We start from the raw sequence: 14051 nt of genomic DNA, 5'->3' as shown, positions 1-14051 counted from the left end.
ATACTTGAGGAAAATTCTATGCACTCCGAGTTGCCTAACTATCAGAACATCGTTGAGTCTGTAGTTACGGAAATCACTACACAACTACTAAACTATCGAAGCGAGCACCGTTTGGTTCCTTTTTGGGAAAAATCCGATGGTTCTTTTATCACCGCTGCTGATTACGGCAGTCAATATTATCTAAAACAACAGCTTGCAAAAGCCTTTCCCAATATTCCTTTTATTGGAGAAGAAACTCTATATCCTGATCAAGACAACGAAAAAATCCCTGAAATCTTAAAATTTACACGCCTGTTAACTTCTTCAGTCTCAAGAGATGACTTAATTTCTACCCTGGTCCCTCCTCCATCTCCGACTTCTTTATTTTGGCTTGTCGACCCTATTGATGGTACTGCAGGTTTTATCAGACATCGTGCTTTTGCCGTTGCTATATCACTAATTTATGAGTATCGACCGATTTTGTCGGTCATGGCATGCCCTGCCTATAATCAGACATTTAAACTATATTCAGCAGCTAAAGGTCATGGTCTTTCTATTGTTCATTCTCAAAATCTAGATAGACGCTTTGTTTATGCTGATAGAAAACAAACAAAACAATTCTGTGAGGCTTCGTTAGCTGCATTGAATCAACAGCATCATGCAACACGTAAGCTAAGCCTGGGTCTCCCCAACACTCCGAGTCCTCGTCGTGTAGAAAGCCAATATAAGTATGCTTTAGTTGCTGAAGGCGCCGTAGATTTTTTCATTCGCTACCCTTTTATTGATTCTCCCGCTCGTGCTTGGGATCACGTACCTGGAGCCTTCCTCGTTGAAGAAGCTGGGGGTAGAGTCACGGATGCTTTAGGAGCCCCTTTAGAATATAGAAAAGAAAGTTTGGTCTTAAATAATCACGCAGTGATTCTTGCTTCTGGAGACCAGGAAACCCATGAGACAACATTAGCAGCGTTACAAAACCAACTCAATGTTGTCCCCACGGATAAGCTTATTGCTCTATGACGTATAGGCCAAGAGCTTGTCTTCCACGAAGGAATCTGATAAAGCTACAAGGTCTTTTCCTGTAGTTTTACTTTGATTGTATAGCTTACTTAGAACTATAGGAAGCTCTTCTACTTTAAGAAGCACTTCTTTAGGAGCATAGACTCTTCCTTCTATTGCTGCGGCCACATTAAGCAATCCCCCAGCATTCACTAAATAGTCGGGACCATAAAGAATTCCCCGTTCGTGGAGCATCATTCCAGCTGAGCTATCTTCAAGTTGGTTATTTGCGACACCTACAATCGCCTTACAATTTAAATCTGCAAGATTATCTTTACGAATCACGTTCCCACGAGCACAAGGAGAGAAAATATCACATTCCAATGCATGAATCTCTTCTGTAGGAACAATCGTAGCCCCATAGAGCCTTGCAGCATCCTGAACGGCTCTTTCTAAAACATCAGCAACATAAAGTTCGGCGCCTTCAAAAAACAACGATTGTAATAGACGTCGTCCTACAGAGCCTATTCCCTGAATCGCAATTTTTTTCCCTCTAAGAGAGGAAGATCCCCAAAGATACTTAGCGGTTTCTTTTATGCATAAAAATCCGCCATGTGCGGTGTATATAGAAGGATCTCCACTAACATCAGCGATCCCACACACATAAGGAGTTTCTTCAGCAACGATAGAAATATCATTTATAGATACACCAAGATCTTCAGCACAGATGTAGGTCCCCTCTAAAGCATTCACAGCCTGGCCAAAAGCCCTCAGCATGTCTTCAGTGAGGGAAGGAGCATCCTGGGGAAGAATAATAACACTTTTCCCCCCGCCTGTTCCTGTATTACTAATGATTGCCTTGTAGGTCATCCCCCGAGCCAAGCGAAGAGCGTCTGTGCACGCATCCTCAAAAGAAGAATATAGAGAGGCTCGCACTCCACCTAAGGCGGGTCCTACTGCCGTTTGATGAATAGCAATAATTGCATGAAGACGAACTTTTGAACATGTGACTTCAATAACACGCTCATAATCATCTATTTTGATCTCTTTAAAGTTCAGTGAGTATTTCATAAATTAGTGAGGTTTAATTAGAAAATAAAATTATTGACTACTTTTAATTAAAAGTCAATTAGGCCTGAGCAGACACTTCTCTTAAAACTTTCTCCGTGTTAGTCTAAATTCACTAAACCCGATTGTATAGGAAATTTTATATTGAGAGTTACTTATGTCTAAAAAACCATTATATGTTGCACATCCTTGGCACAGCCCTACATTAACCCAGGATAATTATGAGTCCCTGTGTTGTTATATAGAAATTACTCCTTATGACTCTGTAAAATTTGAATTAGACAAGGCTACAGGCTTGCTCAAAGTAGACAGACCTCAAAAATTTTCTAACTTTTGTCCCTGCCTTTATGGTTTACTGCCTCAAACATACTGTGGCACTGCTTCTGGGAACTATAGCGGGGAACAAACACGTCGCGAAGGAATCCAAGGTGATAAAGACCCTCTGGATGTCTGTGTTCTTACAGAAAAAAATATCCATCATGGAAATATTTTACTTCAAGCACGTCCTATAGGAGGTCTTCGCATCATTGATTCTGGAGAAGCTGATGATAAGATTATTGCTGTTTTAGAGGACGATTTAGTCTTTGCTGAGATCGAAGATATTTCAGACTGTCCAGGCACAGTATTAGATATGATCCAACACTATTTCCTAACATATAAAGCGACTCCCAATCATTTAATTAAAGGTAGCCCTGCAAAAATTGAAATCGTGGGGATTTACGGGAAGAAGGAAGCACAAAAGGTGATACAGCTCGCTCACGAGGATTACTTATCCTATATTGGAGACACTGCTGAAGTGAATTAATGTCTAAGGAGAGGGGTTCCCTCTCCTTGAAAATCAAGAAGAGAAAAGATAGTTATTAATAAATTTATCTGCTTCTACGGTAAGATCTCGTAGCTCAGGAAAACTTAATAAGCGGAGTCCTTCTTGCAAAGATAACCATTGACTATCGCAAATTTCCATAGGATCTGCATGGATGTCACCACGAACTTCAGCAAGAAAATAGGTGACTTCTTTGCGAACGAAGACTTGTTCTTCATTATTAAACGAATACTGTTCGATAAGAACTTTAGGGAAGAAATTAACAACACTTAGTCCGGTTTCTTCTACCAATTCTCTCTCTGCAGCCTCTTGAGGACCTTCCTTATCTTCAGAATGCCCTTTAGGGAATCCCCAATGTTTTCCTCGAGTATGGCAAATAAAACAAGCTTTTAATGTGTTCTTATCGGGGGTGCCAAAAAATTTTATAGGAATAACACCAAAAGAATACTCATATTTTGTCTTCATCATAACTAGGGTACATACCTCGAGAATAATATCGTTGAATTATGTCCACCAAAACCAAATGAGTTGGACATCGCTACATCAATATCCCAGTCTTGAGCTTTATTTGCAACTACATCAAAGTCTTCAATTTCTGCGATAGGGTTATCCAAATTAATCGTAGGATGAAGCTTTCCCGTAAGGATAGCTTGAATTGCAACGACGGCTTCAACACCTCCAGCAGCTCCAAGACAATGCCCTATCAATGATTTAGTGGAGTTCATGCGGAGATTTCGTACATGGGAGCCAAAAGCCTTTTTAACAGCTAGAACTTCAGAAAGATCCCCTAATGGAGTCGACGTTCCGTGAGCATTCACATAGTTGACACGTTCTTTAGGAATTCCTGCGGAATTTAAAGCACCAAGCACGCATGCAGTAATCCCCTCACCGTCATCTCTAGGAGCGGTAATATGGAAGGCATCGCATGTAACATAGCTTCCTAACATCTCAGCAAAAATAGGAGCATCGCGACGTAGAGCACTCTCTAGGGTTTCTAAAACAAGAATTCCTGCTCCTTCTCCTAAGACAAAGCCATCACGATCTCTATCCCAAGGACGTGAAGCTTGATCTGGAGCATCGTTTCTCTCAGAGAGAGCACGATTAGCAATAAAACCCTCTAAACCAATACGGTTCACTGCAGCTTCCGTACCACCACAGATGATCATATCAGCGCGCCCAGATACTAAATGTTGGTAGGCGGCATCAATACAATAATTTCCTGTAGCACATGCAGTTGATATAGAATAATTGGGGCCCATCAAACCAAAGTCCATAGCAATAAGTGCTGGGGCCATATTTGTAATGATATAAGGAATAAAGAAGGGAGATAATTTTTTATGAATAACTAAGAGTCTTTCCATCCCTTGGTCTAGGGTAGAGAGCCCACCCATTCCAGAGCCGACAATCACTCCACAACGCACGGGATCGGAAGGCAGATGGTCTTTATCCCAACGTGACATAGCGATCGCTTTCTTAGCAGCTACCATGGCATAGGTAATAAAGGGGTCGACACGACGTGCTTGCTTTTTATCTACATAAGGCTCGGGATTGAATTCTGGGATCCAGCCGGCAAAACGAGTGGCATAATCCTCACAAGGAAAGGATGTAATTGGCCGTACGCCGCTGACACCGGCAAGAAGATTATCGTAAAAGGTATCTACTTCATTACCGAGGCAAGATACAACACCGAATCCTGTAACAACTACGCGTTTTTTACTCATGTAGACCCTTACTCCATTAAGAAGCTAAAAGCTTGGATGTGACAATAAATCCGTCCTTCCATAGCTCTTCTAAACGATATTTTCCACGAATTTCAGAGACAAATACATGGACGACGATAAATCCGTAATCTATCACCACCCAATTACCATCCGTTATCCCCTCCACATGAAGAGGACTAACTTTCTGCTTTTTTAACTCTTCTACGATAGTATTTGCTAAAGCCTTAACATGCACATTCACACTACCTTCAACAAAAACAAAATAATCGGTAAATTCCGAAATTGTTCTAACATCTAGAACAACCAGATTATTCCCTTTTTTGTCGTCAATAGCTTTAGCAGCTACTTTCAATAGATCAAAACAAAATGAATCCATAAAACCAGCTTTAGGATACTCGATTATCCAAGATAAGGTCGAGCTTTTTTTTAAATGGAATTAAACGATATTCCAGTAATATTTTTTTGCCATTTTCTTGAGTCGTCCCTGAGGGCGAACGACGGTTTTCTCTTCTCCCAGCATAAGAAAAGGAAGATCTAAAATATGGTCGGAGAAGGTATGGCTTCTTGCTTGATTAATTTTTTTAATATAACTCAAAATTTGCGCTTTTTTATCCCCTGTAAGACATTTTTTATAGATCGTCTGTTCTGCAGACTGATCGCGATAACACGACGCATACCAAGAACTAATCCCGAGTTGCTGCGCTATGGGGTGGACAATAAAGTCTGGAGAAGAAGAAAAAAGGATCACCTGTCCTGTGGTATCTGCAAAAGCTTCTTCTAGTTTTTCTAAAACAGGAGCATAAAAATCGGAGCCGGTCAGAGTCGATACAAAATTCAAGGCAACTTCATAAAGATCATCACAGGGAACAGAAGAGAGTAGACGAGTTACTATCGAATAATAGAAGGATGGAAGATCCCAAAAAAAAACTTAAATCTAAAAAAGCGGTAAATGCAGGGGGGCAACGTTTTATAGGAAAACAAACCTTGAAGTAAGCCGTAGCAATAAAAACTCCAGCTGCTATTCCCCTTCAATAAGGTTCCGTCTAAATCAAAAGCATATATACAGTTTCTTCTCATAGCAATTGCTGAATCTGTTGCTTCAATTCTAAAATACTTGCATCCAATTCTTCAAGAGCACGCTTGTCTTCTTCAACTAGAGCACTATACTGCATGGCCCGATCAAAATCTAATCCTGAAGACCCTAATAATTTTTTGTCCTGCTCTAATTTATCTTTAAGTTCTTGACGACGCTCTCGTCTTTGCTTCAATACTTGGCGCATATTCACAAGCTTTTCTCGAGAATCTGGAGAAGAGAGAAGTTGTTCTTCAAAGAAGTTAACAATAGTTTGAAGAGCAAGATTGAGTTGATTATCTAAAGAAATTTTTTCAGGAGGAGGTAAAAAAGACATTTTACCTAAGAGCTCTTTCAATGTCTGCCATTCTTCTCGAGATTCGGAAGTAATGTTCCCTTCGGAGCAAGTTTTTGAGAATGTTGTGATGCGCTCAGCAAGAGAGCGAGCCGCTTCTTTCTTGACTTGTTTATCTTTAGCTAATTGCTCTTGATAGGAATGCTCTGCCGCGTCTTGTTTCTCTCGTAATTGATCAAATAATTGTTGCATTTCTTTTTTCAAAGAGATGACATCATCGTGCGTAAGATCAAGAGCTCGAATTTTCTTAGAAATGCCCTCCAAGTCTTTACGAACTTTACTCAGATCATTTCCCTCAATAAGAAGAGAAGAGACCTCAGCTAACATCTGGCGAACTTCTTTTGAATTTTCAGCAGATACAACACGTAAGCGGCCTTGCTCTTGGCGAATTTCTTTTTCCATCCCCTTGAGCTGATCCCAGCACTTACTGAGTTTCAATCGTGTTTCAGCAAAAACATGCGATGAGACAAAAAGTCTTTTTGCTGCGTGTTGAAGGTTTTTGATTTCTTTTCTTAAAAAAAAAACCGTTTTTTTCAATGTTTCTTTATCGGATCCAATAAAATATTTAGCGACAAATGCATCAACATCTTCTGCAAATGTTTGACTTACTTTTTCGATCAGTTCCTTTCGTTTAGGAAACACCTGATTTCCTAAATTAGAGAGACGTTGAAAAAATTTACTCTTCAACCGCATCCGCATCCCAACATTTATCAGTTCCTTGCGGAGATCTATGATTTTTGAAGAAAAACTACTTAACCATAGCAATGAGGTATGATGCTGCTTATAAAAAGCCTGATGTTTATCTAGAGCTTGGCTTTCTAAGAAATTATCTTCTCTATCTTTGAAAATTTTATCTTCTGTTCCTTCTTGGAACTTAAGAATATCTTTTTCTAGACATGTGATTGCCAAATCAATCTGACCAACGACAAAAGACCCTTCTTCATCCTGAAGACCCTTGAGATGACGGCCTTCCTTAGTCAACTCGATATAACAACGCCAATGATCTGCCCGTTTCGCGGTATCTTCGATTTCATTAAATAAGGGGAGGCATTGCTTCCTTAAATCCCAAAACAACCTTAAGTCTGAGCCTTGAGATGATCCTGTTAAGGCTTCCCTCATCTTATTCAAGATAAAAGCAACTTTCTTTTCTGGGGAGGGGAGCTCTTGAATCTCATCAGCGAAACATAATGTCGCATCAGAAATTTCTGTGCTTTCTGTAGACGCCACTTCTTCGACTGCTAATTCATCGTTTAAAAACGATCCCTGCTCCGTTTCCAAAGTATGAAAGCTGTTGTCTGAATTATCCATAATAACAACTTAGGTGTGGGGCTTGACAAATAAAATTGTTAAAACTTAAAGTCTGCTGCTAGCAATCTTTAACGTCAATTATTTTATGAATTTATGTAAAAGAATTTCATTTGAAGAAGGATTAGAGCTATTTGTTTCGTCCCCTATCGAGAGATTACAAGAGCGTGCGGACGCGATTCGTAAAGAACGATATCCTTCAAATGAAGTTACTTATGTTTTGGATGCCAATCCAAACTATACTAATATTTGTAAAATAGATTGTACGTTTTGTGCGTTCTACAGAAAGCCTAAATCTCCCGACGCTTATCTATTATCTTTTGATGAAGTTCGCAGCCTATTACAACGTTATGTAAGTTCAGGAGTCAAAACTGTTTTACTGCAAGGTGGTGTGCACCCGGGGTTAGGCATCGATTATCTTGAAGAACTCGTACGCATTACTGTTCAAGAATTTCCTTCCATCCATCCTCATTTCTTTTCTGCAGTAGAAATCGAACATGCTTGCCGGGTCTCTGGCATCAGTATTGAGCAAGGTCTCCAAAGGTTATGGGATGCGGGGCAACGTACCATCCCTGGGGGCGGGGCTGAGATTCTTTCAGAGAGAGTTAGAAAAATCATCTCTCCAAAAAAAATGCAGCCTGGGGGCTGGATCAATCTACATAAGTTAGCCCATCTCATGGGCTTTCGCACAACAGCAACAATGATGTTTGGGCATGTGGAGAACCCAGAAGATATCCTTATACATCTTCAAACACTCCGTGATGCTCAAGATAGCTGCCCTGGCTTTTATAGTTTTATCCCCTGGAGTTATAAACCTGGGAATACGGCCCTAAGACGTAACGTTCCTCAACAAGCTTCTATTGAAACCTATTACCGCATTTTAGCTTTGGGCAGAATCTTTCTGGATAATTTTGATCACGTAGCAGCCTCATGGTTTGGCGAGGGTAAAAGCTTAGGAGCGAAAGCTCTCCATTACGGAGCTGATGATTTTGGAGGGGTTATTTTAGACGAAAGCGTGCATAAAGCTACAGGATGGTCGATACAGAGCTCTGAAGAAGAAATCTGTAATATCATTCGATCTGAAGGTTTCATTCCTGTGGAGAGAAATACCTTTTATCAACACATCAGCTGTACAGTAAGTAGTCTTTAGCTATCTTCTGAGCAATTGCGTCCGAAGAGAGGCCTAATGTCGGAAGTTCTCGAAATATCGAATAACGTTTAAACCATGTTTTTTGTTTTTTAGTATAATGCCAACTATTGGATACAAATTTTCTTTTTGTCTCCTCGTACTCTTCTAATTTCTCTCCGTTATCAAGGAATTCTATCCATTCTCGATATCCAATGGCCTTGAATGCTGAAGGGTTTTCCCTTATTCCCTGGTTCAATAATCCCCTGACTTCCTCTAGCAGCCCTTCTTGCAGCATAGCTTCGCAACGCATTTGAATATTATTTTTCAAAAATTCTGTTTCAGGGGAAAGAAACCAGGCACGACAACAATACTCTCTTGAAGCTTTGGGAACGATATCCCATTCATGATCGCTAACTTTTTTTCCTGTAAGTTGGATAATTTCCAATCCTCGAATGATTTTATTTTTATCATTCTTAGTGATTGTTTGAGCATATTCTGGATCTTTAAGAAGTAGGTCCTCATAAAGAGCAGAAACCCCGTGTTCTTCTGCTATCGCTTCAAGCTGTTCTCGTATCTGAGGATCTGCCGCGGGACCTTTAGGAGGACCTGAAAGAAAGGCATGAAAATAAAACCCTGAGCCACCAACTAAAATAGGAACTTTATTTCTTGATAAAATGTTTTGGCATGCTTGAATTGCTTCATAATAAAAATCCACAACATTAAACGGCTCTTGAACATGTCGGATGTCAATTAAATGGTGAGGAATCTCTTGTCTAGCTTTTAGAGATACTTTTGCAGTTCCGATATCCATGCCTTGGTATACTTGCATAGAATCCACTGAGACGATCTCTCCATCAATCATGGGGGCTAATGCTAAAGAAACATCAGTTTTCCCAGATCCTGTAGGTCCTGAAAGCAAGACGATCGTACGCTTAAATAGCTTTACAAATAACTTCTGAGGATCAAGGCATACGTCGCATTCAGGAGAAGAAGTTGTATTAAACTCGAATTCAAAAGGAAGCATATAGAGAAACTATAACTTACTTAAACATTCCTGTTCAGACTGGCAGAGCAAGATCAATTGGTCTAAACCTGCAATCCGCATGACTTCGGTTACACTCTCTTTGACACAGCATAGGCACATTTTTCCTCCCAAGCTCTGAACCAATTTAAAATTAGACAGCAGTAGACGAATCCCTGCGCTACTGATATACGAGACATCTGTAAAATTCAGAGCAATTTTAAGATGTTTCTTCTGTATAAACTGCTCTAAATACTCTTGAACACTAGGCACTGAGACGGCATCTAAAGATCCTTGTAAATAAATAACAATGATATCTCCGTATTCTTTAGCTGATAAATTCATCAGTAATCTCTCCAAGAGGAATCTCGTAAATATTAGCGATATTATTTATGATCATAATAAAAAACAATGAGCTCATGATAAGACGTTTTTTCAAAACGCTTTTCCCTCCGGGTCCTCAATACTCTTTATGTTATGCTTCGATCCTGATCGTTTTGAGTTCCCTTGTTTGTGTTCCTACATTTTGTTGGTTATTTCTCCCTGAACTGTCTTTATCTAAATTCAATCCTTCTCCCATTAGGAACCTATTTTTAGTTTCCTCCACTCTATCCAAAGTCCCTCCTACTGCGATTGCAGAACATTTACGTCTTTCTGCGGATGCACCTACATATCTCCATGAATTCTCTATTAAAGAAGCTGAGTCGAGCTTGCATGCTCTTGGGATTTTTTCCTCTTTAGTTATAGAAAAATCTCCTGATAATAAGGGCATTACAATTTTCTATACCTTACAAACACCTATTGCTTATGTTGGGAACCGATCTAATACGTTATGCAATCTCGAGGGGAGCTGCTTTCTTGGTCAACCGTACTTCCCCTCTCTGAATCTCCCTCAGATTTTTTTCTCTCAAGAAGATTTAAAAATGCAAAAACTCCCTAAAGAAAAAATGCTTTTTACCAAGATTCTTCTTAAGGAGCTTGCTATGGAGTCTCCGAAAATCATTGATTTATCTTTATCTGATGCATACCCTGGAGAAATTATAGTGACGCTCTCTTCAGGCAGTCTGTTAAGACTTCCAATTAAGACCTTAGATCGTGCCTTAGACCTGTATAAGCACATGAAAAAAAGTCCTGTAATCGAGAGCGAAAAACAATATGTCTATGATTTGCGTTTTCCAAATTTCTTATTATTAAAAGCTCTATGACTGCTGTTCTTATTCTTACATCTTTCCCTTCGGAGGAAAGTGCTCGCTCCTTAGCTAGACATCTGATTACAGAGCGTCTTGCTTCCTGTGTGCATGTATTCCCTAAAGGCACATCGACATATCTATGGGAAGGCAAGCTATGTGAGTCTGAAGAACATCATATACAAATCAAATCGATAGACATACGCTTCTCGGAAATTTGTCTTGCTATTCAGGAGTTCTCTGGCTATGAGGTTCCTGAAGTCTTACTATTTCCTATTGAAAATGGGGATCCGAGGTACTTGAATTGGTTAACGATTCTCAGCTATCCAGAGAAGCCTCCGCTTTCAGATTAGACATTGACTTTTTCATTTTGAATATCTATCCTTTCTTCAGGAACTTTAAAAACATAGAGTTATGTTTTTTTCTTTCTATATCTCAATTTAATTTGGACTTTATGGAAGAGTTTGTAGCATATATTGTTAAGAATTTAGTTACTAATCCTGAAGCTGTTGAAATTCGTTCTATTGAAGACGAGGATAACGAATCTATTAAGTTAGAAATTCGTGTCGCAGCAGAGGATATTGGGAAAATTATTGGAAGAAGAGGGAACACAATACATGCGCTAAGAACGATTCTTAGACGTGTATGTTCTAGATTAAAAAAGAAAGTGCAGATAGATTTGGTTCAGCCTGAAAATGGAACTGATGTGATTGCTGATCAAGATTACATCTGTGATAATGACTCTTCTAACTCTACTGAAGATACTTTCGGCGAGTCTGACACCTGCTGCAGTGGACACTGTCATTACGACGAAGATCTTAATCAAGAAGAACAAGAAGAAGGCAATATGCATCATTCTTGCGAATGTAGTAACCACCATTAATCGTAGTTATTCGTCTGCTTTTGTTTACATGTAAAAACTAGAGATTTTAATAAAAAGATCTCTAGTTTTTTTATTATCTTTTAACTAAATCTTGTTCTTTAGTGAATGCCTGTTCGATAGTCTGCTGCTTATCAAACTTATGTAGAGCATCTATAATAAAGTGATCTACAATTTGTTCTTGCGTCCATCCTGCGTGAACAAAAGCTTGTAAAAATGGGCTAGCTGCTGTCATTCCTGGAATAGGATTGACCTCTGACAACCAATAATTCCCCTCTTCATCCAAGAAAAAATCTATTCGAGCTGAACCTTTTCCTTGCATTGCTCGGTAGACACGCTCTGCAAGTTCTCTAACACAATCTAAAGATTCTTGTGAGAGCTGTAAATCAAAAGAGATCTTTGCGCAATCTATGCCATCAAATCCATATTTCTCTTGATAATCAATAAACCCACTAGCACCACAGCGTTCATTAGGCCCTGCCATACAATACCAGCTAGAAGAATGGCCGATACAGGACACTTCGATTTCACGAGACCCTAAGCGACTTTCCTCCACAAACACATCCGTGTCATATAGAAATGCTTCTGAGATCTTTTCTTGTAATTCCTCTTTATCACGGACTAAAAATATCCCAATACTAGATCCCAAATGTGCAGTTTTTACAATCATAGGGAAAGAAAATGTCTCTATAAGATTCTGAATACATAGTTCTGGATTGCGTTTCCAGAAACAGAGATTTAAAGGTTGGTAAGGGACTACAGGAACACCCACTGCTGATGCAATTCGTTTTGTTAACAGCTTATCCATTGCAGTTGCTGCTAAAGATGGTGAGGGTCCGGCATAAGGTTTTCCTAAGATTTCAAAAAATCCCTGGATCGTACCATCCTCTCCAAATGGGCCATGGAGCACGGGAAACAAACAGTCGACTTTTGCTAAAGCTGAAGCGATTTCAGAAGAAAGTGGCGAATCCCCTTGAGTCTCTTCAATAAGATGAGGAAAATCCTTTCCTGTTCTCCATAAGCCCTGACGATTTATGATGAAGTAACTCACATCATAGAATTCAGGAGAAATATATTTAGAGACATGTTGAGCAGAAAGTAGAGAAATATCGTGTTCGCAAGATTTCCCTCCACAGACGAGTCCTATGGATAATTTTTTAGGGTTAAAGTCTTTTAAAGCCTCTCCAATAGTATAGATATTTCCAGCTCCTAGAGAAACACAGACATCATGAATGCGAATGTAGTTTCGTAGATAATCTACGATGTCTCCATGGGGAACATAACAACAATGGACATAAGAAGACTTACGAATCTGTTCCGCAAGGTCGGAAAGAATGATAGACTCTCTAGGACTTTCTCCGGCACTATAGACATCTGTAAGTATGACTTCATCAGCTTCTTGGAAAGCTTTGGGGAAGGTTTGTAAGCACTCTTCTAAACGAGAGAATCGATGTGGTTGAAAAATTGCGATGACTCTTCGCAAACCCACAGCATCACGCACAGAGCGCAGGGTATGTGCAACCTCTACAGGATGATGAGCATAATCTTCTAAGAAAAGAAAGCTTTCGGATATATTTTTTCTTTCTAGACGTCGATGAACTCCCGAGAATTTTTTGAGAGCTTTTCGAATGATGTTTATGTCTATGCCAAAGGTAAGAGCAACTCCACAGGCTGCTGCTGCATTTGCAGCGTTATGTTGTCCAGGGAGATTGAGCTCAATGTCTTGATACTCCTGGCCTAAAAAGGTAAAGGAAAAGTGAGATTGCCATGCCTTTTGATTATAGGAAACGATATGCAATTGACATTCTGGTGAATATCCATAAGAAATCCCTTGGACATTTCCTTTCAAAATAGGACAATCCCCGTTATAGAATACCTTATTGAGATCTGTTACTTTTCTAGAGAAGTCCTGGATTACCTGAACCAGGTTATCAAGATTCCCAGCGTAATTATTCAAATGTTCATTATCTATATTTGTAATGACTACTGCACGGGGAGTGTAGTGCTTTAAAGACCCATCACTTTCATCGGCTTCGGCAACGAAGATTTTCGATGATCCAGAATACCCATTCAGGCAGTTTGCAGCGAGTCCTCCAATAGCATAGGAGGGATCTTTCTGAGCTTCCTGGAAAATCGCTCGAATTAGAGATGAGGTCCCTGTCTTCCCATGGCTTCCTGAAACCAGAATGCTTTCATAACCCTCCATAAGCTGACTCAAGAGCTCTGCTCTATGAAGAAGACGTGATGATCTTTGAATAGCGGTAAGATACTCTACATTATCAGGGGCTATACTTGAGCTATAAACAACGACGGCATCATGAGGAACATGGGAGGAATCATGGCCTGAGAAACACCTCGCACCTTTAGCTTTCAGGCTTTCGATCGTATAGCTTTCATATAAGTCGCTTCCAGAGACCTCATAGCCACGATCAAGCAAAATATGAGCTAAAGCGCTCATTCCTATACCACCGATACCGATAAAATGATACTGAGGAGTTCCCTTCATATAATGAAC

General features: G+C 39.7%; 15 protein-coding genes. 6 read left to right on the top strand and 9 right to left on the bottom strand.

Annotation, left to right across the window (positions count from 1 at the left end):
* Nucleotides 1–18 precede the first annotated feature (18 nt).
* Nucleotides 19–996, top strand: a complete 978-nt coding sequence (locus CPB_RS04760) for an inositol monophosphatase family protein (RefSeq protein WP_010883555.1) — start codon at nt 19–21, stop codon at nt 994–996.
* Here the strand turns inward: CPB_RS04760 and CPB_RS04755 are convergent.
* A complete protein-coding gene (locus CPB_RS04755; protein ID WP_010883554.1) occupies nt 991–2046 on the bottom strand; it encodes a Glu/Leu/Phe/Val dehydrogenase family protein in 1056 nt (351 codons plus the stop codon). The genes CPB_RS04760 and CPB_RS04755 overlap by 6 nt on opposite strands.
* A 154-nt stretch (nt 2047–2200) precedes the next feature.
* Here CPB_RS04755 and CPB_RS04750 point away from each other — a divergent pair, with 154 nt between their 5' ends.
* A complete protein-coding gene (locus CPB_RS04750; protein WP_010883553.1) occupies nt 2201–2848 on the top strand; it encodes an inorganic pyrophosphatase in 648 nt (215 codons plus the stop codon).
* A 33-nt stretch (nt 2849–2881) separates the two neighbouring features.
* Here the strand turns inward: CPB_RS04750 and CPB_RS04745 are convergent, their stop codons facing one another.
* The 5 genes from CPB_RS04745 to CPB_RS04720 form a co-directional block, all read right to left on the bottom strand.
* Nucleotides 2882–3334, bottom strand: a complete 453-nt coding sequence (locus CPB_RS04745) for a bis(5'-nucleosyl)-tetraphosphatase (protein ID WP_010883552.1) — start codon at nt 3332–3334, stop codon at nt 2882–2884.
* 2 nt (nt 3335–3336) lie between these two features.
* Entirely contained in the window at nt 3337–4587 is a 1251-nt protein-coding gene (gene fabF, locus CPB_RS04740; protein WP_010883551.1) for a beta-ketoacyl-ACP synthase II, read from the bottom strand.
* A gap of 16 nt (nt 4588–4603) precedes the next feature.
* Complete coding sequence (gene rsfS, locus CPB_RS04735; protein ID WP_010883550.1) at nt 4604–4963, bottom strand: ribosome silencing factor; 360 nt, start codon at nt 4961–4963, stop codon at nt 4604–4606.
* A 60-nt stretch (nt 4964–5023) separates the two neighbouring features.
* Complete coding sequence (locus tag CPB_RS04730; protein ID WP_010883549.1) at nt 5024–5425, bottom strand: HAD family phosphatase; 402 nt, start codon at nt 5423–5425, stop codon at nt 5024–5026.
* 235 nt (nt 5426–5660) lie between these two features.
* Nucleotides 5661–7322 carry a hypothetical protein gene (locus CPB_RS04720; RefSeq protein WP_011126252.1) on the bottom strand — a complete coding sequence of 554 codons (1662 nt, stop codon included), beginning with the start codon at nt 7320–7322 and terminating at the stop codon, nt 5661–5663.
* A gap of 85 nt (nt 7323–7407) precedes the next feature.
* Here CPB_RS04720 and mqnC point away from each other — a divergent pair, with 85 nt between their 5' ends.
* Nucleotides 7408–8469: a cyclic dehypoxanthinyl futalosine synthase gene (mqnC, locus tag CPB_RS04715; protein ID WP_010883546.1), complete on the top strand. Its 1062-nt coding sequence runs from the start codon at nt 7408–7410 to the stop codon at nt 8467–8469.
* Here the strand turns inward: mqnC and miaA are convergent.
* Entirely contained in the window at nt 8444–9472 is a 1029-nt protein-coding gene (gene miaA, locus CPB_RS04710) for a tRNA (adenosine(37)-N6)-dimethylallyltransferase MiaA (protein ID WP_010883545.1), read from the bottom strand. The genes mqnC and miaA overlap by 26 nt on opposite strands.
* Before the next feature lie 9 nt (nt 9473–9481).
* Nucleotides 9482–9814 carry an STAS domain-containing protein gene (locus tag CPB_RS04705; RefSeq protein WP_010883544.1) on the bottom strand — a complete coding sequence of 111 codons (333 nt, stop codon included), beginning with the start codon at nt 9812–9814 and terminating at the stop codon, nt 9482–9484.
* A gap of 74 nt (nt 9815–9888) precedes the next feature.
* On the opposite strand from CPB_RS04705, the gene CPB_RS04700 reads away from it, so the two are divergent.
* The 3 genes from CPB_RS04700 (at nt 9889) to CPB_RS04690 (ending at nt 11539) form a co-directional block, all read left to right on the top strand.
* Nucleotides 9889–10674: a hypothetical protein gene (locus CPB_RS04700; RefSeq protein ID WP_010892231.1), complete on the top strand. Its 786-nt coding sequence runs from the start codon at nt 9889–9891 to the stop codon at nt 10672–10674.
* Entirely contained in the window at nt 10671–11009 is a 339-nt protein-coding gene (gene cutA, locus CPB_RS04695) for a divalent-cation tolerance protein CutA (protein ID WP_010883542.1), read from the top strand. The genes CPB_RS04700 and cutA overlap by 4 nt, the downstream gene beginning before the upstream one ends.
* 101 nt (nt 11010–11110) lie before the next feature.
* Nucleotides 11111–11539, top strand: a complete 429-nt coding sequence (locus tag CPB_RS04690) for a KH domain-containing protein (protein WP_010883541.1) — start codon at nt 11111–11113, stop codon at nt 11537–11539.
* A 73-nt stretch (nt 11540–11612) separates the two neighbouring features.
* Here CPB_RS04690 and CPB_RS04685 read toward each other — a convergent pair whose 3' ends face one another.
* Nucleotides 11613–14042: a bifunctional UDP-N-acetylmuramate--L-alanine ligase/D-alanine--D-alanine ligase gene (locus CPB_RS04685; protein ID WP_011126249.1), complete on the bottom strand. Its 2430-nt coding sequence runs from the start codon at nt 14040–14042 to the stop codon at nt 11613–11615.
* Between the last annotated feature and the right edge of the window lie 9 nt (nt 14043–14051).

Source organism: Chlamydia pneumoniae TW-183, assembly GCF_000007205.1.
GTDB classification, from domain to species: domain Bacteria; phylum Chlamydiota; class Chlamydiia; order Chlamydiales; family Chlamydiaceae; genus Chlamydia; species Chlamydia pneumoniae.
This window is presented reverse-complemented; position numbering and strand designations above follow the sequence as displayed.

Coding starts and splice junctions, on each gene's coding strand:
- CPB_RS04760 (WP_010883555.1), top strand. CDS start 19: ATGCACTCCGAGTTGCCTAACTATCAGAACATCGTTGAGTCTGTAGTT.
- CPB_RS04755 (WP_010883554.1), bottom strand. CDS start 2,046: ATGAAATACTCACTGAACTTTAAAGAGATCAAAATAGATGATTATGAG.
- CPB_RS04750 (WP_010883553.1), top strand. CDS start 2,201: ATGTCTAAAAAACCATTATATGTTGCACATCCTTGGCACAGCCCTACA.
- CPB_RS04745 (WP_010883552.1), bottom strand. CDS start 3,334: ATGATGAAGACAAAATATGAGTATTCTTTTGGTGTTATTCCTATAAAA.
- fabF (WP_010883551.1), bottom strand. CDS start 4,587: ATGAGTAAAAAACGCGTAGTTGTTACAGGATTCGGTGTTGTATCTTGC.
- rsfS (WP_010883550.1), bottom strand. CDS start 4,963: ATGGATTCATTTTGTTTTGATCTATTGAAAGTAGCTGCTAAAGCTATT.
- CPB_RS04720 (WP_011126252.1), bottom strand. CDS start 7,322: ATGGATAATTCAGACAACAGCTTTCATACTTTGGAAACGGAGCAGGGA.
- mqnC (WP_010883546.1), top strand. CDS start 7,408: ATGAATTTATGTAAAAGAATTTCATTTGAAGAAGGATTAGAGCTATTT.
- miaA (WP_010883545.1), bottom strand. CDS start 9,472: ATGCTTCCTTTTGAATTCGAGTTTAATACAACTTCTTCTCCTGAATGC.
- CPB_RS04705 (WP_010883544.1), bottom strand. CDS start 9,814: ATGAATTTATCAGCTAAAGAATACGGAGATATCATTGTTATTTATTTA.
- CPB_RS04700 (WP_010892231.1), top strand. CDS start 9,889: ATGATAAGACGTTTTTTCAAAACGCTTTTCCCTCCGGGTCCTCAATAC.
- cutA (WP_010883542.1), top strand. CDS start 10,671: ATGACTGCTGTTCTTATTCTTACATCTTTCCCTTCGGAGGAAAGTGCT.
- CPB_RS04690 (WP_010883541.1), top strand. CDS start 11,111: ATGGAAGAGTTTGTAGCATATATTGTTAAGAATTTAGTTACTAATCCT.
- CPB_RS04685 (WP_011126249.1), bottom strand. CDS start 14,042: ATGAAGGGAACTCCTCAGTATCATTTTATCGGTATCGGTGGTATAGGA.